Here is an 18,421-nt window from a genome sequence, read left to right as displayed (position 1 = left end):
GCCGAATGCGTCCGATGGACCCGTACGGTGGGGTTGGGAGAGGAATCGGGAATGGGGAATCGGGAATCAGAGCAAGACATCGGGGGTTCGCCCTTGCGATTCCCCATTCCCGACTCCCCATTCTCACGCCCACGGTGGGCTGTACTTGATCTTCACCGTACGCACCGCCGGGTCCGCGCGCAGGCTGTCCATCAGGTGCTGGTCGATGCGCACCGAGTGGCTGCCATTGAGGTCGAGCATGCCGGCCACGCCGCCGCCGGGGGCGCGCAGCAGCAGATCCAGACGTAGCGGCGTCTTGCCGGGGCGGTGCTTGGCCAGCAGGGCGTCGATGCGCTTGAAGGCCTGTTTTTCGCGCAGATCCAGGCGCAGCGACAGCCGTTGCGCATGATCGGCGCAGATCTGCTCGTAGTCCCAGCATTGGCGGATGCGCAGGCTGTAGCCGCCGTTGAATTCGTCCTCGCGCAGGCCGCCCTTGACGATCAGGATGCGGTCGCGGGTGAGCAGGTGGCCGAACTCGGCCATCGCATCGGAGAACGCGCTGCATTCCACCCGCCCGCGGCCGTCTTCCAGCTGCACGAACACCTGGCTGTCGCCCTTGCGGCGCACGCCGACCACCAGGCCGGCCAGGATCGCGCTGATTTCCGGGCGCCAGGCGCGTTTTTCGCCATCGCCGCCGCCCCCGCCGCCGCGTTGCTGTGAGGCCAGGATCTTTTCCAGCGACCCAAGATCGCAGCCGACCAGCTCGCGCACTTCGTCGCGGTGCGGGTCGAACGGGTGGCCGCTGAGGTAGAAACCCAGCGTTTCGCGCTCGCCGGTGAGCAATTGGCCCAGCGGCCATTCCTTGCTCTCGGGCAGATCCAGGCGCATTGCCGGCGCGCTCGGGTCCGGCCCGCCGAACAGCGAGTTCTGCCCCGAGGCGCGTTCGCGCGCCATCTGCTCGGTGGCCTTCATCACTTCCGGCAATTGCAGCATCAGCGAGGCGCGGTTGGTGCCCAGGCCATCCATCGCGCCGGCATTGATCATCGCTTCCAGCGTACGGCGATTGAGCTTTGCGGTGCCCACGCGCGTGCAGAAATCCAGCAGCGTGGTGTACGGGCCGCCACGCTGGCGTTCTTCGACGATCGCCTCGCATGCGCCCTGGCCGACGCCCTTGATCGCGCCCAGACCGTATTGAATCGTGTCCGGGCTGGCGGCCTCGAACATGTAGGCCGATTCGTTGACGCGCGGCGGCTTGACGGTGAGGCCGAGGTTACGCACTTCATCGAGAAAGCCGACCACCTTGTCGGTGTTGTCCATGTCCGAGGACAGCGTCGCGGCCATGAATTCGGCCGGGTAATGGCGTTTCAGCCACGCGGTCTGGTAGCTGACCAACGCGTAGGCGGCGGCGTGCGACTTGTTGAAGCCGTAGCCGGCGAACTTCTCCATCAGGTCGAAGATTTCGTCGGCCTTGGCCGCGCTCACGCCGCCCTTGGCCGCACCTTCGCGGAAGATTTCGCGGTGCTTGGCCATTTCGGCCGGTACCTTCTTGCCCATCGCACGACGCAGCAGGTCGGCGCCGCCCAGCGAATAATCGCCGACGATCTGCGCCATCTGCATCACCTGCTCCTGATACACCATGATGCCGTAGGTGTCTTTCAGGATGACTTCGGTGCGCGGATCGGGGTACACGATTTCCTGCTGGCCGTGCTTACGCGCGTTGAAGTCCGGAATCAGGTCCATCGGGCCGGGGCGGTACAGCGACACCAGCGCGATCAGGTCTTCGAAACGGTCCGGGCGCGCGTCCTTGAGCAGGCGGCGCATGCCTGAGGATTCGAACTGGAATACCGCGCCGGTATTGCCCGAGGCGAACACGCCCTTGTAGGTTGGCACGTCGTCGAGAGGAATGGTGGTGATGTCGACCGGGTCGATGCCGGCGCGCGCATGGCGCACGTTGATCGCCTTGACCGCCCAGTCGATGATGGTCAGCGTGCGCAGGCCGAGGAAGTCGAACTTCACCAGGCCCACCGCTTCGACGTCGTCCTTGTCGAACTGGGTGACCGGATTCTTGCCGCGGCCGTCTTCGTCGTGTTCGGCGAACAGCGGGCAGAACTCGCTCAGCGGTTCGGGCGCGATCACCACGCCACCGGCGTGCTTGCCGGCGTTGCGGGTGAGGTCTTCGAGCTGGCGCGCCAGGTCCATCAGGTCGCGCACGTCGTCTTCGACCTGATAGCGCTGGATCAGATCCGGCGAGGCCATCTCCGAGTCCTTGCCTTCGCCCATCGCATCCTTGAGCGTGATGCCCAGGATGTTGGGGATCAGCTTGGCGACGCTGTCGACCAACCCGTACGTGAAGCCGAGCACGCGCCCGGCGTCGCGCACCACCGCCTTGGCGGCCATGGTGCCGTAGGTGATGATCTGGCTGACCCGCTCGCGGCCGTACTTGCGCGCCACGTAGTCGATGACTTCGTCGCGGCGATCCATGCAGAAGTCGATGTCGAAGTCGGGCATCGACACGCGCTCTGGATTCAAGAAGCGCTCGAACAGCAGGTTGTACGGCAGCGGGTCCAGATCGGTGATCTGCAGTGCCCAGGCCACCAGCGAGCCGGCACCGGAACCGCGGCCCGGGCCGATCGGGATGCCCTGATTCTTGCCCCACTGGATGAAGTCGGCAACGATCAGGAAGTAACCGGGGAAGCCCATCTTGATGATGGTGTCCAGCTCGAATTCGAGCCGGTCGACATAGTCCTGGCGCGTCTTGCCCGGGGCGATCGGGCTCTTTTCCAGGCGTGCGGCCAGACCGTCGCGCGACTGGCTGCGGATCCAGCTGTCCAGCGTCTCGTTTTCGGGCACCGGGTAGGCGGGCAGGAAGTAGGTGCCCAGTCGCATCTCGATGTTGCAACGCTGCGCCAGCGCATGCGTGTTGTCGATCGCATCGGGCACGTCGGCGAACAGCGCGGCCATTTCATCGCCGGACTTCAGGTACTGCTGGTCGCTGTAGTCGCGCGGGCGCTTGGGGTCGTCCAGCACGCGGCCGGAGGAAATGCACACGCGCGCCTCGTGCGCATTGAAGTCGCTGGCATACAGAAAGCGCACATCATTGCTGGCCACCACCGGCAGCCCGCGCACGCCGGCGGCATGCAGGGCGAACTGGTTGAAGCGTTCTTCGCCGGCGCGCCCGGTGCGGGTCAGCTCCAGGTGCAGGCCATCGCCGAACACGCGTTGCCAGTCGGCGAGCTGTTGCTCGGCCAGATCGGCGCGGCCCTCGGAAAACAGGCGGCCGGCCAGGCTGTCGCGGCCGGCCAGGGCGAACAGGTTGGCGTGCCCGGCCTGCAGCCATTCCGGGTGGATCGCCACGCCGCCTTCGGGGCGGTGGCCTTCCATCCAGGCGCGCGTCAGCAGCCGCGACAGGCTCAGGTAGCCCTCGCGGTCGCGGCACAGCAGGGTCATGCGCCAGGGCGTCATGTCCGGGGTGGCGATCATCACGTCGGCGCCGGCAATCGGCTTGATGCCGACGCCTTCGGCGGCCTTGTAGAACTTGACCAGCGCGAACAGGTTATTGAGGTCGGTGACCGCCAGGGATGGCATGTCGAGCTCGACCGCGCGGCTCAGCAGGTTGGCCTGCTTGGCCTTTTTCGGGTCAGCCTGATCCGGTTTCTCGGGCACGCGGATAGTGGAATCCGCCAACGAGAACTCGGTGTGGACGTGCAGATGGACGAAACGGGAAGTGGACATGCGAGACCGGAATAATGCGCGGTCAGGGTACCGGCGGGGGCGGGGACGAACAAGGCTTGACAGGTGGGGGCGCGACGCGGGATCGGGCAGCAGGAACCCGGGAAAGCGCTGAATCGCCAGCTGCCGGGGCCTTGGGGAGGCATTTGGCTGATGAGGAATTCAGGTTCTGTGCGGGTAGAAGCAACCATGGCTGCAACCCCATCGACGGATTGCACGATGTGCAGATGTTCCGATCACAGGTCCCGAGGAAAGACCAAACCAACGGTGCCAGAACGCCCGCCGCCTATGGCCGGACAACCAGCTCCACGACCTGCAGCTGTTCCGGGTCGCAGGTCCCCGGTCCCGGGTCCCGGCTTTCACGGTCTTCCAGCGCCAGCCGCACCGGCGCAAAGCTGCGGCGATGTTGCGGGCATGGCCCATGGGTGCGCAGCGCGGTCAGATGCACCGGCGTGGCATAGCCCTTGTGCTGGTCGAAGCGGTATTCCGGATGCTGCGCGTGCAGGTCGTGCATCAGCCGATCGCGGGTGACCTTGGCCACGATCGAGGCGGCCATGATGGCGCGATCGAGCGCGTCGCCGCCGATCAAGGCCTCGGCTGGGCAGGGCAGCCCCTTGGGCACGCGGTTGCCGTCGATGCGCGCAAACCCGGCCACATGCGCCACGCCTTCCACCGCCCGCCGCATGCCCAGCATGGTGGCCTGGTAGATGTTGATGCGGTCGATCTCTTCGCTGTCGATCAACACCACCGACCACGCCAGCGCCCGGTCGACGATGCGCGCATACAACTGCTCGCGGCGCTCGGCGCTGAGCTGCTTGGAATCGTCCAGCCCGTTGATGCGCGGCTTGCTCGGGTCGAACACCACCGCCGCCACCGCCACCGGCCCGGCGAGCGGCCCCCGGCCGGCTTCGTCGACGCCGGCATAGAGCCGGGACTCGGGACCCGGGACCGGGGACCCGGGAAACAGCGACAGTTCGGTGCGGGAAGCTTTCATCCAGAGTCGCTCGCCCCGGTCCCCGGTCCCCGGTCCCCGGTCCCGACCAGCCCCGCCACCGCATCGGCCGCGCGCGCAGAAGCATCGCGGCGGAGTTCGGCGTGCAGGGCCAGATAACGCGGTTGCAGGGCGGCCACCTTGTCCGGGTGCTTGAACCAATCCAGCAGCGCCACGCACAGCCGCTCCGGGGTGCAGTCGTCCTGCATCAGCTCTGGGGCGAGGTCGGCGTTGGCCAGGATGTTGGGCAGTGCGTAGCGGTTGACCTTGAGCAGGCCCAGCGTCTTGACGATGCGGTAGGTCAGCGGCGCGACCTTGTAGCCCACCACCATCGGCCGCTTGACCAGCATCGCCTCCAGCGTGGCGGTGCCCGAGGCCAGCAGCACCACATCGGCCGCCAGCATCGCAGTGCGCGCCTGGCCGTCGAGCAGGTGCGAGCGCATCACCGGCAACGAACTGCGCGACAACTGTTCGGCCAGCAATTGCTTGCAGCCCGGGTTGGCGGCGGGGACCAGCACATGCAGGTTGGGCAGGTGCTCGGAGACCAGCCAGGCGGCCTGGAAGAAGGTGTCGCCCAGCTTGCTGATTTCGCCATGCCGGCTGCCCGGCAATACGGCCAGCACGGTGCTGGAGGCGGAAATTCCCAATGTGGCGCGGGCCGCCTCGCGGTCGGCCTTGTAGGCGATGTCGTCGGCCATCGGGTGGCCGACAAAGCGCGCATCCACGCCGTGCTTGGCGTAGATCGGCGGCTCCATCGGGAACAGGCACAGCACCAGGTCGGCGCTGGCGCCGATCTTCTCGGCACGTTTCTCGCGCCATGCCCACACCGACGGGCTGACGTAGTGCACGGTGCGAATGCCGCGCTGCTTGAGCCAGCGTTCGACCGGCAGATTGAAATCCGGCGCATCGATGCCGATGAACACGTCCGGCTTCCACGCCAGCACGCGCTCGCGGAAGGCGCGGCGTAGCTTGAGCAGGCGCGGCAGATGGCGCAGCACTTCGGTCAGCCCCATCACCGCCAGCTCGCTGGCATCGAACCAGGTCTGGCAACCGGCACCGCGCATCGCATCGCCACCGATACCCGTAAATTCCGCATCGGGATACCGCAGCCGCAACTGCGCAATCAGCCCGGCGCCCAGGATGTCGCCGGAGGCTTCGCCGGCGATCAGGGCGATGCGGGGCGCGCGCTTGCGCGCGCCGGGAATCGGGAGTGGGGAATGGGGAATCGGTCGTGCAGTCGGAACGCTGCCGACCGACGGGCCGTTGCGCTGGCCGTCCACGATTCCCGATTCCCGATTCCCGATTCCCGTCATCGCAGCAACGGCCTTTCTGCCGCTTCGATGAACTCGAGCATGCCGCGGACGTCTTCGCTGTCCTTGGCTTGTTCGGCCAGTTGCAACTTGGCGTCGGCCAGCGGCAGGCCGGCGACGTACAGCGTGCGGTAGGCGCGCTTGATGGCGGTGATGCGCTCGGCATCGAAGCCGCGGCGCTTGAGGCCTTCGCTGTTGATGCCGCGCGGGCGGCCCAGCGACTCGCTGCCGACCATGGTGAACGGCGGCACGTCGCCATTGGTCAGCGCGCCCATGCCCAGGAAGGCGTGTGCGCCGATACGGCAGAACTGATGCGCGCCGGCAAAGCCGCTGATGATCACGTAGTCGCCCACGGTGACATGGCCGGCCAGCGTGGTGTTGTTGGAGAACACGCAGTGGTTGCCGACATGGCAGTCGTGCGCCACGTGCGTGTAGGCCAGCATCCAGTTGTCGTTGCCGACCACGGTGATGCCGCCGCCGCCGCCGGTGCCGCGATTGATGGTGACGAATTCGCGGATCACGTTGCCGTCGCCGATCGTAAGCTCGGTGCGCTCGCCGGCGTATTTCTTGTCCTGCGGTTCGCCGCCGATCGCCGCATGCCCGATGAAGCGGTTGTTGCGGCCGATCCGGGTCGGGCCGTGGATCGAGCAATGCGGCCCCACCTCGGTGCCCGCCCCGATCTGCACATCGGGGCCGATCAGCGTAAACGCCCCAACGCGCACATCGTCGGCCAGCATGGCCGATGGATCGATGACGGCGGTGGGATGGATCAAAGGTGTCGAATCACGCATCGTCTCTCACTCCGGGAGCGGGTCATTACCTGGCGCCGGCGCACATCACCTCGGCACTGGCCACTACTGCGCCATCCACCTTGGCCTCGCCATAGAAGCATCCCACGTTGCGGATCAGGCGCTTCATCTGCACCTCCATGATCAGCACATCGCCGGGGATCACCTGCTTGTTGAAGCGGGCATTGTCCACCTTGACCATGTAGAACAGCTGGGACAACGCATCGCGGCCCAGGCCGAGCTGGGTCATCACGCCACCGACCTGCGCCAGCGCTTCGATGATCAACACGCCAGGCATCACCGGACGGTTCGGGAAGTGGCCCTGGAAGAACGGCTCGTTGATGCTGACGTTCTTCTGCCCGACGATGCGCTTGGCGTCCAGATCCAGTTCGATGACCCGGTCGACCAGCAGAAACGGGTAGCGGTGCGGGATCAGCGTGTGGATCTGGCTGACGTCGATCGGCAGCTCGTAAACGGGGTGACTCATGCGTTCTCCTTGCCCACAGCCAGGATGCGCCTTGCCAGCGCATCGAGTTGTTTGAAGCGCGCGGCATTCTTGCGCCACGTGCGATTGTCGGTGAGGGGGGTGCCGGACGAATACTCGCCCGGCTCATGGATGGAATTGCGCACCACCGACTTGCCGGTGATGACGACCTTGTCGCAGATCTCCAGGTGGCCGACCACGCCGACATGCCCGCCGAGCAGGCAATAGCGGCCGATCTTGGCGCTGCCGGCGATGCCGGTGCAGCCGGCGATCGCGCTGTGCGCGCCGATCCGGCAGTTGTGCGCAATCTGCACCAGGTTGTCCACGCGCACGTCTTCTTCGAGCACGGTGTCTTCCAGCGCGCCACGGTCGATGCAGGTGTTGGCGCCAATCTCGCAATCGTCGCCGATCACCACACCGCCCAGCTGCGGCACCTTGATCCAGTGGCCGGCATCCATCGCCAGGCCGAAGCCATCGGCGCCGATCACCGCGCCGGGATGAATGCGCACGCGCTTGCCCAGCCGCACCCGGGTGACCAGGGTGACGCGGGCGATCAGCTCGCTGCCATCGTCCACCACGCAGTCTTCGCCGATGATGCTGCCGGTGCCGATGATGCAGCCATCGCCCACGCGGCTACGCGCACCGATGCTCACAAACGGCCCGACATGCGCGCCAGGCGACACCTGCGCGCTGGGATCGATCACCGCCATGGGATGAATGCCGGGCTCGCGCACTGGCGCCACGTCGAACAACGCGGCGATCTTGGCGAATGCGGTGTACGGGTCCTTGGCAACCAGCACGGTGCCGTGCGCCGCCTCGGCATCGTCGGCGCGCACCACCACCACCGCAGCGCGTGTCTCAGCCAATTGCGGCCGATAGCGCGGGTTGGACAGGAAGCTCAGCTGGCCGGCTCCAGCGTGCGCCAGCGTCGCTACCCCGGTGACCTCAGTCGCGCCGTCGCCCACGACGGTCAGACCAAATTGTTCGGCAATCGCACTGGCGGTCAGGGGCATCAGGTAAACCTCGCGTAAACAGTAAGTGGCTGTTTTTACCGAAAAAAAACATCGCCAAGAATTTGCTAAACAGTCAGGCGTATCTGTTGCTTGGCCGCAACCGAGCGGCTAACCCAGGAAGAAGCATATGAAAACTCTCCTCTCCATGTTTGCCGGCGTCGTCCTGCTGGGCGCAGTCAGCAGCGCTTCGGCCGATGATCTTTCGCAGCAGCGTGCCGACGCTCAGAACTTCTGGGACCAGCAGGTCCAGTGTGTCGATACATCCGATTGGAGCGGGACGGCGAGCTGCCTGAGCACGCTGTTCCAGAGCTACTTCTGAACCCGTAACGCGTCTGGTACCACAGACAAACAATGGCGGCCCGACCAGTCGGGCCGCCATTGTTTTGCGTGCGTCTTAGAACTGGCCGCCGAAGGTGAACTGCAGGCGCTCGATCTCGTCGTTGTCTTCCTTCTTCAGCGGGAACGCGTAGCTGATCGAGATGGGGCCGACCGGGGCGCGCCACAACAGCGCCACACCAGTAGAGGCGCGCAACTCGTTGGCCTTGAAGTTGTCCACGCCGTCGTACACGTTACCGAAGTCGAAAAACGCCGACACGCGCGCCGACGGGCTGTCGAACAGCTTCGGGAAATACATTTCCACCGAGCCGACGGTCTTGAACGAACCACCCAGTGGCTGGCCGCGCGTGAAGCCGTTGATCGGCTCCGAACGCGGACCCAGGGTATTGTCTTCGAAGCCGCGCACCGAGTTGGTACCGCCGGCGTAGAAGTTCTCGTAGAACGGCAGGCCGGTCGCAGTGATGGTGCGCGAGGTGCCATTGGGGCCGGCCACGACGCGAGTGCTGTCGTTGCCGTAGCTGTCGCCGTAGCCCAGCTCGAAGCGCGTGTTCAACACCAGCGCCGGGATGATCGGCCAGTAGTTGGAGATCTGGTAGTTGAGCTTGTAGTACTCGACCGTGGAACCGGGCAGGGTGGTTTCCAGGCCGACGCGCTGGTACATGCCGCGGGTCGGCATGAAGAAGTCGTTGCGGGTATCGCGCGCCCAACCCAGTTCGCTGCGCCAGGCATGGAAGGTGCGTGTGCCGATCGCATCGATGTAATCGACGATCGCCTGCGGCGTGGTGCCCGGAAAGGTGGTGATCTGGTTGCTGTCGATGCCGATCATGGCCGAGACGGTGTCGTTCTCGGTGATCGGCACGCCGAACACCACCTGCGCCGAACCGTTCTTGCTGTTGAACTGCGCGGTGTTGAAGTCCGAGTAATCCAGCGAACGCCACGACAGGTTGTAGCCCAGCGACACGCCGTCGTCGGTAAAGAACGGGTTGGTGTAGGAGAAGGCGTAACGCTGCTGGAAGGTGCTGCGCGAGGCTTCCACCGCCACGCGGTTACCGCCGCCCAGGAAGTTGTTCTGCGACAACTGCACCGAGGTGGTCACACCGAAGCTTTGCGAATAACCCAGGCCGAACACGAAGCTGCCGGAGGTGGTTTCCTTGACGTCGTAGATCACGTCCACCTGGTCGTTGCTGCCAGGTACCGCCGGGGTCTCCACGTTCACCGACTCGAAGTAGCCCAGGCGTTGCAGACGGATCTTGGAACGGTCGATTGCCGCCTGCGAATACCAGGTGTTTTCGAACTGGCGCATTTCGCGGCGCAACACTTCGTCGGAGGTGCGGCTGTTGCCCTTGTAGAGGATGCGGCGCACGGTCACGCGCGGGCCGGGCACCACCTGCAGGTTCACCGCAACGGTGCGGTCCTCGCGGTTGGGGGTCGGAATCGGGTTGACCTTGGCGAACGCGTAACCGACGTTGCTCAGCGTGTTGGTGATCGCATCGGAGGTGTACTCCAGCAGCGCGCGCGAGAAGATATCGCCGGCCTTGGGAATCACCAGACGCTCGATATCGGCCTGCGGCAGCACGGTGTCGCCGGTGACCTTGATGTCGGAAATCTTGTACTGCTCGCCCTCGGTGACGCCGGCGCTGACAAACATGTCGCGCTTGTCGGGGCTGATGGCCACCTGGGTGGAGTCGATGCTGAAGTCCACGTAGCCGCGGTCCAGGTACCAGGAGTTGAGCTTCTCCAGGTCGCCGGACATCTTTTCCTTGGAGTACTGGTCGTCGCGGCGATACCACGAGGCCCAGTTGTGCTCCTTGGATTCCCAGTTCTCCAGGATGTCTTCGTTGGCGAACTTTTCGGTGCCGATCAGGTTGACGTGACGGATCTTGGCCGCCTTGCCTTCCTTGATCGCGATGGCCACATCGACGCGGTTGCGGTCCAGCGGGCTGACGGTCGGGGTGATCTCGACGTTGTACTTGCCGCGGTTGTTGTACTGACGGGTCAGTTCCTGGGTCACGCGGTCCAGGCTCAGGCGGTCGAAGGTGCCGCCTTCGGTCAGGCCGATATCGCCCAGGCCCTTGAGCAGCTCTTCGGACTTGATGTCCTTGTTGCCGGTCACAGTGAGCTTGTTGATCGCCGGACGTTCCTTGACCGTGATCACCAGGATGTTGCCCTGGCGGTCCAGCTGCACGTCTTCGAAGAAGCCGGTGCGGTACAGCGCCCGGATCGAGTCGGCCACCTTGGCATCGTCCACGGTGTCGCCGCGGTTCACCGGCAGATACGTGAACACGGTGCCGGAAGCGATGCGCTGCAGGCCGTCGACGCGGATGTCGCTGGCAACGAACGGCTCTGCGGCCAGGGCAACGGCTGGCAGGCTGAGGCCGGCGGCGAGAGCGAGGGCAAGCAGGCGGCGAGTGGGAAGACGCGTCATGTCACATCCGGTTGGAGTCGATTTCGGGTGTTGCTGGGTGCCGGCGTATGACGACGACAACAGGCGGAAAGAGTGGAGCAATTTCATCGTGGAACCAGGCCGAGGATATCGTTGTAGAACGCCAGTCCCATCAACCCGGCCAGGACCGCCAGGCCGACATATTGCCCGGCAATCATGGCCCGTTCGCTGATCGGGCTGCCCTTGACCAACTCAATAAGGTAATACAGCAGATGCCCACCGTCCAAGATCGGGATGGGCATCAGGTTGATGATCGCCAGGCTGAGCGACAGCAATCCCAGAAAATACAGGAACCAGTCGAGCCCGCGTTCGGCCGAGGCGTTGGCCGCGCGCGCAATCGTGACCGGGCCGGAAATGTTCTTGACAGAGGCCTGGCCGGTGAGCATGCGCTTCATCATGCCCAGCGAATCGGCGGTCATCTTGCCGGTTTCGCGGATCGCCGCCGGCACCGCAGCAAAGACGCCGTACTGCTGGCGGCTGTCGTATTCCGGCGCCGGTGCGGCGGCCGGGCGGACCCCGATCATCCACTGGCCCTGCGGCGATTTGCGCGGTGCGATTTCCAGCGCCAGGCGGTCTTCGCCGCGCGCCACTTCGATCATGCCCGGCCCGCCGTGCGCGCCCAGCGCCTGCACCTGCGGAATGATGTCTTCGGCCGAGCGGATCGGCTGGCCATCGATGGCCACGATGCGATCGCCCGGCTTGAGCAGGCCGTCGGCCACCGACCCTGGCACTACCTCGGCAATCACCGGCGGCTGCAACATGAACTGCCAGCCGATGCCGGCCAGCGATGCCACCCGGCGCTCGTCGAAACCGACCGGCAACTGCGAAAGACGCAAGGTGTGCTCGTTGTTGCCGCCACCCTCGGCGGCGGTGCGGACCTGGATGTCGCGCTTGTCCATCGCCGCGGTGGTGAGCTGCATGCTGGCATCGCTCCAGCTGCTCACGCTGCGTCCGTCGATGCGCACGATGCGCTCGCCCGCTGTCAGCCCGGCTTCGGCGGCCAGGCCATCGGCGCGGCCGACGGTGGCCGAATAATCCTGCTTGCCGACCACGAACATGGCCCACAGCATCGCCATGCACAGCAGCAGGTTGGCGATGGGGCCGGCAGCTACAATCGCGATGCGCTGCCACACCGTCTTGCGATTGAACGCCTGATCCAGTTCGGCCGGGTGCACGTCGCCTTCGCGCTCGTCGAGCATCTTGACGTAGCCACCCAGCGGAATCGCGGCCACCACGAACTCGGTGCCGTGGCGGTCGCGGCGCATCCACAGCGGCTTGCCGAAGCCCACCGAAAACCGCAGCACCTTGACGCCACAGCGGCGCGCGACCCAGAAGTGCCCGAATTCGTGGAATGTCACCAATAGACCCAGGCTGACGATCATCCACCAGACCGAACCGATGAAATCACCCATGGATGCAACTCGGCTGCGTGGATCGATCAGGCATGAAGGGCGTGGTTGGCGAGGGCGCGTTCGGTGATTTGCCGGGCTTGCGCATCGGCAAAAAGCAGGATGTCGAGGGAGTCGGCATTGTGCCGTGGGAGCGTTGTCAACGTGTGTTCGACCAACGCAGGGATCGCTAGGAAACCTATCTGGCCCTGAAGAAACGCTGAAACAGCCACTTCGTTAGCTGCGTTCAGGATCGCAGGCGCGGTTCCGCCGGCGCGCAGAGCCTCCCAGGCCAGGCGCAGGCACGGGAATGCGGCTGTATCGGGCGCTTCGAAATCCAGCCGCCCCTGTTGCAGCAGATCCAGTCCTGCCACACCCGATTCCACCCGCTCCGGCCACGCCAGACCCACCGCCAAGGTGGTGCGCATGTCCGGCAGGCCGAGCTGGGCCAGGGTGGAGCCGTCGACGAACTCCACCAGCGAATGCACCAGACTCTGCGGGTGCACCAGCACATCGATCTGCTCGCCGGTCAGGCCAAACAGATGATGCGCCTCGATGACTTCCAGGCCCTTGTTCATCAGGGTGGCCGAATCCACCGAGATCTTCGGGCCCATCGACCACTTCGGGTGCGCAACCGCCTGCGCGGGCGTCACTGCCGCCAGCGCGGTGCGATCCCAGCCCCGGAACGGGCCACCGGAGGCGGTCAGGACCACCCGACGCACGCCGCGGCTGGCGTCGCACGAGCGCAGGCATTGGAAAATGGCGCTGTGTTCGCTGTCGATCGGAATGATCTCCGCGCCTGCCGCGGCCGCGGTGCGGGTCAGCAGCTCGCCGGCCAGTACCAGCGATTCCTTGTTGGCCAGCAGCAGGCGCTTGCCGGCGCGAGCGGCGGCCAGGGTCGAAGGCAGGCCGGCGGCGCCCACGATGGCAGCTACCACGGTGTCGCAGGCATCGCTGCCGGCCAGCGCATCCAGCGCCGCTGTACCGGCGTGCGCCTGGGTGGCGAGGCCGGCGGCACGCAAGCCGTCACGCAGGGCCGGGTACAGCGCCTCGTCGGCAATCACCGCATGCGCAGGTCGATGCGTGGCGCATAGCGCCAGCAAGGCATCCACCTGGCGGCCCGCGGACAGCACGCTGACGCGCAGCCGCTGCGGATGGCGGGCGATCACGTCCAGTGCCGACGTACCGATCGAGCCGGTCGCGCCGAAGACGGCGACCTGGCGGGGAGAAGAGCCAGCCATGCTTAGAATCCGAGAATTTCCTTGCCGAGTGCGAACACCGGCAGGGCGGCGAGCACGCCATCGATGCGATCCAGCACGCCGCCGTGGCCGGGAATCACCGTGCCCGAGTCCTTGGCGCCGGCGTGGCGCTTGAGCAGGCTTTCGAACAGGTCGCCGAGCACCGACGCCAGCACCGCAACTGCCGCGACCAGAACCAGTTGCGGCACATGCGCCAGGGTCAGCCCGGCCAGCCAGCCGAACGCGCAGGCCACCGCGATACCGGCAACCATCCCGCCGAGCAGGCCTTCGATGGTCTTGTTGGGGCTGATGCGCGGCGCCAGCTTGTGCTTGCCGAACGCGCGCCCGGCGAAATACGCCCCCGAGTCGGCCGCCCAGACCATGGTCAGGGCGGTCAGCAGCCAAAGGTTGCCCTTGTCCGGGTTGGCGTGCAGCAGCACCAGCGCCGCCCAGGCCGGAAGCACCGCCAGGGTGCCGGCCGCCAGCTTGAGCGCGCGCGCCTGGCCGTTGCCGTGATCGGCGCCAAAGGTGAAAAAGCGTAGCCACAGCAGCGCCAGGACCCACCAGACCACTCCCACCAGGGCGGCGATTTGGAACAGCACCATGGAACCGGCCGAGGCCCACACCATCAGCACCATCAGCAGCAGATTGAGCATCAGCAGTACGGTGCGCGGCAGGCTGTCGTCGATGCCGGAGAGCTTGAGCCACTCCCACAGACCGGTCAGGAACAGGATCGCCGCCAGCGCCGCCAGCCATTGGGTGGGCAGCAGCACGATCGCGCAGATGGCGAGCGGCGCCATGATCAGCGCGGCAATCACGCGGGTCTTGGTCATGCGGAGGAGATCTCCGTCGCCTTGTCGGCGATCTGGGCACTGGTCAGGCCAAAGCGGCGTTCGCGCCCGGCATAGTCGTCCAGCGCCTGCTGCAGCACGCCGGCATCGAACTCCGGCCACAGGGTTTCGGTGAACCACAGCTCGGTGTAGGCCAGCTGCCAGAGCAGGAAATTGCTGATGCGGGTATCGCCGCCGGTGCGGATGAACAGATCCGGCGCCGGCAGGTCGGCCAGTGCGACCCGGCTGGCCAGCAGGGCCTCGTCGATCTGATGCGGTTGCAGACGCCCGGCAGCCACCTCTTCGGCCAGCGCACGCGCGGCCAGCGCGATGTCCTGGCGGCCGCCGTAACTGGCTGCGATGCTGAGCACCAGCCGCGCGTTGCCGGCGGTGGTGCGCTCGGCAGCGGCCATGCGCTCGCGCAGCGGCGCAGCGAAGCGGCTGCGCTCGCCGATGAAACGCACCTGCACGCCGCGCCGTTGCAGTTCTTCGACCTCGCGGTCCAGCGCATGCAGAAACAGCTTCATCAGCGCATCGACTTCCTCCTGCGGACGGCCCCAATTTTCACTGGAGAACGCGAACAGGGTGAGTGCCGATACGCCTTTTTCCAGGCAGAAATCGATGGTGCGGTTGACCGCCCGCGCACCGGCGCGATGGCCGATCATGCGCGGACGTCGCCGACGCTGCGCCCAACGCCCGTTGCCATCCATGATGATGGCAATGTGGCGCGGTATCGCGTCGGTAGAAGGGACTGGATGCATGGCAGGCGATGCCACGATCAGACCGTCATCAATTCCTGTTCCTTGCCCTTGACGACCTCATCCACATCCTTGATGGCCTTGTCGGTCAACTTCTGGATGTCGTCTTCGGCGCCACGGGCCTCGTCTTCGGTGACCTTCTTGTCTTTCAGCAGATCCTTGACCTGCTGATTGGCATCGCGACGGATGTTGCGGATGGCCACCTTGCTGTCTTCGCCTTCGCCATGCACGGACTTGCTGAGCTCCTTGCGGCGCTCCTCGGTCAGCGGCGGCAGGTTCAGACGGATCACGGTGCCCACCACGGTCGGGGTCAGGCCCAGATCCGAGGCGTACAGGGCTTTTTCCACATCCTTGATCATGCCCTTGTCGAACAGGCTGATCACCAGCGAGCGGCCTTCGGACACGCTGATGCTGGCAACCTGATTGAGTGGGGTATCGGTGCCGTAGGCCTTGACCTTGATGCCGTCCAGCAGCGCCGGCGAAGCGCGGCCGGTACGCACGGTGGTCAGTGAATGGCGCAGAGCATCGATGCTCTTGGTCATGCGCGCCTGCGCGTCTTGTTTGATCTGGTTGAGCATCGCCGGAATCCGTGTGGAGCTGAATCCGGGGATTATAGCCGGGACTGGGGTTTCACGACTCGCCGGCCTGCATGGGCCGGCGCAGCCGGTTCACCTGCCTGGCGCATTCACGCCAGGCGATGCGGTGGATCGGGCGCGAGAAGTGCCAGGCTCACGCTTTCACGAATCTCAAATTCCGATTCCCGAATCCCAAACCTCAGCTACGGCCCTGTACCAAGGTGCCGATCTGCTCGCCGCGCAGGATGCGCAGCAACACGCCGGGTTCGCTCATGCCGAAGATGCGCAGCGGCAGGTCGCTGTCGCGTGCCAGCGCGAAGGCGGCGGTGTCCATCACTTCCAGGCCCTGCATGATGACTTCGTCGTAGGTCAGGCTGTCGTAGCGCACCGCATCGGTGTGCTTTTTCGGGTCCTTGTCGTACACGCCATCGACCTTGGTTGCCTTGAGCAGCAGGTCGGCACCGATTTCGATCGCGCGCAGCGCCGCGCCCGAATCGGTGGTGAAGAACGGGTTGCCGGTGCCGGCGGCGAAGATCGCGATACGGCCCTTTTCCAGATGACGCATGGCGCGGCGACGGATGAAGTCTTCGCAGACGTCGTTGATCTTGATCGCGCTCATCACGCGCACCTTGGCGCCGAGCTTTTCCAGCGCGTCCTGCATGGCCAGCGCGTTGATCACGGTGGCGAGCATGCCCATGTGATCGCCGGTGACCCGGTCCATGCCGCTGGCAGCAAGACCGGCGCCGCGGAAGATGTTGCCGCCGCCGATCACCAACGCGACCTGTGCGCCGGCCTGCTGCGCTTCGATCACTTCATGGGCAAGGCGGTTGATCACCTTGGGGTCGATGCCGTAATCCCCGTCTCCCATCAGCGCCTCCCCGGAAAGTTTGAGAAGAATGCGGCGATAGGAAAGTTCAGACATGGGGGAGACCTCGGGGGTGGGGGACGGCAAACGCCGGCAATTCTAGCGGAAGCCTGCCACCGGGCGTGGTAAAAATTCCTTTGTCGTCATCGAGGTGACGCGCTGCTCAGTGTGCCCGCGGGTTCGGTGGCGTCGGGACATCGGTCGCATCGTAGGCGGTGACGCGGTTGCGGCCGCGATGCTTGGAGCGGTACAGCGTGCTGTCGGCGGCCTGCAGCAGATGTTCGATGCTTTCGAACTGGCGCTCGATGCCGCCATGCGTGGCCAGGCCCGCAGAGAAGGTGATGTGCAGCGGGCCGCCCTGCAGTTGCGCCATCGGCGTGCGCGCGGTTTCGGCAAGGATGCGCTCGATCACCATCAACGCCGCATCGGCAGGCGTGTTGGGCAGGATCACCAGAAATTCTTCGCCGCCATAGCGCGCCACCAGGTCGCTGGTGCGCACCATGCGTTGCAGGGTTTGCGCAAAATTACGCAACACCTCGTCGCCGACCAAGTGGCCGTGCGCATCGTTGACGCGCTTGAAGTCGTCCAGGTCGATGAAGGCGATCGACAGCGGCCAGCTCTGCCGCGATGCCAGCTCGAACTCATGTGCCAATGCGGTGCCGAGCTGATGCCGGTTGAACACGCCGGTCAGCGCATCGCGGCTGGCCTGTTCGGCCAGATGACGCATGCGGTTTTCCGATTCGTCGGCGTGTCGGCGCGCTTCGGCCACGTCCTGCAATTCGCGCAGGGTACGCAGCGTCGCCAGCTCGCGCGCCTGCTCGAAGATCAGCTGGATGTGCTCGGGTTGCGGCACGCGGATGTCGAATAACGCTTCGAGCTCGGGCAACGATTCGGCGATGCGTTCGATCACTTTTTCGAAGCGTTCCGCGTCCAGTTCCAGCACGTCCTGCGCCTGGCGCTGCGCATGCTCGGTGGCGGTGGCTGCACTGGCGGAGAGCCAGATGTCGGCCAGGCGCCCGGATAGCGCGACGCAGGCCATGAAGGGTTCCAGGCCCGCTGGTTCTTCTTCGCTTTGCGCGATCGCGTTCTGCAGGTAGTGCGGCAGCTGCCACTGGTGCGCAAGCCAGGCGCCGATCTCGGCGTGGGTGGCGCCCAGGTGTTCGCGTTCGGCATCCAGCAGCGATGCATTGTCGGTGGCCTGTTCCAGCAGCGGCGCATACAGCTCGGCCGCGCCTTGCAGCAGCGCCAGCTTGCCGATGTCCTGCAGCAGGCCGGCCAGCATCAATTCTTCGGGTTTGCGGATGCCGTAGGCCTGGCCCAGGATGCGACTGGCCAGCGCGCATAGCCCGGCGCGACGCCAGATACGCTCGTGCAACGGATGGGCGGCGAACGTGCTGCGCACGCCGTGCACCATCGAAAACCCCAGCGCCAGGCTCAGGGTCGCGTTGAGGCCGAGCATGGTCAGCGCTTGGCCCAGGTTATCGACACGGCGGCGACTGGCATACAGCGGCGAATTGGCCACGCGCAGCATGCGTGCGCTCAGTGCCATGTCCATGCCGATGACCTTCGCGGCGGTGGTCATGTCCACATCCGGGTCCTGCGCCAGCTCGATAATGCGCAGCGCGACGCCGGGCGGCGAGGGCAGGTTACGGCAGTAGTGCAGGGCGGCCTGAAGATCTGGTTGCATGAGTCAT

At 65.5% G+C, this 18,421-nt stretch carries 15 protein-coding genes; 1 reads left to right on the top strand and 14 read right to left on the bottom strand.

Annotated elements, in window-relative coordinates:
• Nucleotides 1-123: 123 nt before the first annotated feature.
• The 6 genes from dnaE to lpxD form a co-directional block, all read right to left on the bottom strand.
• Complete coding sequence (dnaE, locus tag XdyCFBP7245_RS01150; protein WP_104613998.1) at nucleotides 124-3,711, bottom strand: DNA polymerase III subunit alpha; 3,588 nt, start codon at nucleotides 3,709-3,711, stop codon at nucleotides 124-126.
• A 283-nt stretch (nucleotides 3,712-3,994) separates the two neighbouring features.
• Nucleotides 3,995-4,702 carry a ribonuclease HII gene (locus XdyCFBP7245_RS01145; protein ID WP_104613997.1) on the bottom strand — a complete coding sequence of 236 codons (708 nt, stop codon included), beginning with the start codon at nucleotides 4,700-4,702 and terminating at the stop codon, nucleotides 3,995-3,997.
• Nucleotides 4,699-5,979, bottom strand: coding sequence for a lipid-A-disaccharide synthase (gene lpxB / locus XdyCFBP7245_RS01140; protein WP_104613996.1), 1,281 nt, complete (start codon nucleotides 5,977-5,979; stop codon nucleotides 4,699-4,701). Before lpxB ends, XdyCFBP7245_RS01145 begins: the two co-directional genes overlap by 4 nt.
• 29 nt (nucleotides 5,980-6,008) lie before the next feature.
• Nucleotides 6,009-6,800 carry an acyl-ACP--UDP-N-acetylglucosamine O-acyltransferase gene (lpxA, locus tag XdyCFBP7245_RS01135; RefSeq protein WP_104613995.1) on the bottom strand — a complete coding sequence of 264 codons (792 nt, stop codon included), beginning with the start codon at nucleotides 6,798-6,800 and terminating at the stop codon, nucleotides 6,009-6,011.
• Nucleotides 6,801-6,825: 25 nt separating this feature from the next.
• Nucleotides 6,826-7,284, bottom strand: coding sequence for a 3-hydroxyacyl-ACP dehydratase FabZ (fabZ, locus tag XdyCFBP7245_RS01130; RefSeq protein WP_104613994.1), 459 nt, complete (start codon nucleotides 7,282-7,284; stop codon nucleotides 6,826-6,828).
• Nucleotides 7,281-8,294 (bottom strand): UDP-3-O-(3-hydroxymyristoyl)glucosamine N-acyltransferase, encoded by a 1,014-nt coding sequence (gene lpxD / locus XdyCFBP7245_RS01125; RefSeq protein WP_104613993.1) that lies wholly within the window; start codon nucleotides 8,292-8,294, stop codon nucleotides 7,281-7,283. Before lpxD ends, fabZ begins: the two co-directional genes overlap by 4 nt.
• A 127-nt stretch (nucleotides 8,295-8,421) precedes the next feature.
• On the opposite strand from lpxD, the gene XdyCFBP7245_RS01120 reads away from it, so the two are divergent.
• Complete coding sequence (locus XdyCFBP7245_RS01120) at nucleotides 8,422-8,613, top strand: hypothetical protein (RefSeq protein ID WP_104613992.1); 192 nt, start codon at nucleotides 8,422-8,424, stop codon at nucleotides 8,611-8,613.
• Between the two features lie 75 nt (nucleotides 8,614-8,688).
• On the opposite strand, the gene bamA is transcribed toward XdyCFBP7245_RS01120, so the two are convergent.
• The 8 genes from bamA to XdyCFBP7245_RS01075 form a co-directional block, all read right to left on the bottom strand.
• Complete coding sequence (gene bamA / locus XdyCFBP7245_RS01115) at nucleotides 8,689-11,055, bottom strand: outer membrane protein assembly factor BamA (protein ID WP_170068432.1); 2,367 nt, start codon at nucleotides 11,053-11,055, stop codon at nucleotides 8,689-8,691.
• Between the two features lie 83 nt (nucleotides 11,056-11,138).
• Nucleotides 11,139-12,485, bottom strand: coding sequence for an RIP metalloprotease RseP (rseP, locus tag XdyCFBP7245_RS01110; RefSeq protein WP_104613990.1), 1,347 nt, complete (start codon nucleotides 12,483-12,485; stop codon nucleotides 11,139-11,141).
• 26 nt (nucleotides 12,486-12,511) lie between these two features.
• Entirely contained in the window at nucleotides 12,512-13,702 is a 1,191-nt protein-coding gene (locus tag XdyCFBP7245_RS01105; protein WP_104613989.1) for a 1-deoxy-D-xylulose-5-phosphate reductoisomerase, read from the bottom strand.
• A 2-nt stretch (nucleotides 13,703-13,704) separates the two neighbouring features.
• Nucleotides 13,705-14,532, bottom strand: a complete 828-nt coding sequence (locus XdyCFBP7245_RS01100; RefSeq protein ID WP_039423350.1) for a phosphatidate cytidylyltransferase — start codon at nucleotides 14,530-14,532, stop codon at nucleotides 13,705-13,707.
• Entirely contained in the window at nucleotides 14,529-15,290 is a 762-nt protein-coding gene (uppS, locus tag XdyCFBP7245_RS01095; RefSeq protein ID WP_170068430.1) for a polyprenyl diphosphate synthase, read from the bottom strand. Before uppS ends, XdyCFBP7245_RS01100 begins: the two co-directional genes overlap by 4 nt.
• Nucleotides 15,291-15,307: 17 nt before the next feature.
• Nucleotides 15,308-15,865 carry a ribosome recycling factor gene (gene frr, locus XdyCFBP7245_RS01090; RefSeq protein WP_104613987.1) on the bottom strand — a complete coding sequence of 186 codons (558 nt, stop codon included), beginning with the start codon at nucleotides 15,863-15,865 and terminating at the stop codon, nucleotides 15,308-15,310.
• Nucleotides 15,866-16,061: 196 nt separating this feature from the next.
• Nucleotides 16,062-16,784: a UMP kinase gene (gene pyrH, locus XdyCFBP7245_RS01080; protein WP_046963035.1), complete on the bottom strand. Its 723-nt coding sequence runs from the start codon at nucleotides 16,782-16,784 to the stop codon at nucleotides 16,062-16,064.
• A 106-nt stretch (nucleotides 16,785-16,890) separates the two neighbouring features.
• Entirely contained in the window at nucleotides 16,891-18,414 is a 1,524-nt protein-coding gene (locus XdyCFBP7245_RS01075) for a sensor domain-containing diguanylate cyclase (protein WP_104613986.1), read from the bottom strand.
• Nucleotides 18,415-18,421 lie beyond the last annotated feature (7 nt).

The organism is Xanthomonas dyei, from assembly GCF_002939865.1.
GTDB lineage: Bacteria > Pseudomonadota > Gammaproteobacteria > Xanthomonadales > Xanthomonadaceae > Xanthomonas > Xanthomonas dyei.
Note: the sequence above shows the minus strand (reverse complement) of the source record. Positions and strands in the feature narration are given on the sequence as shown.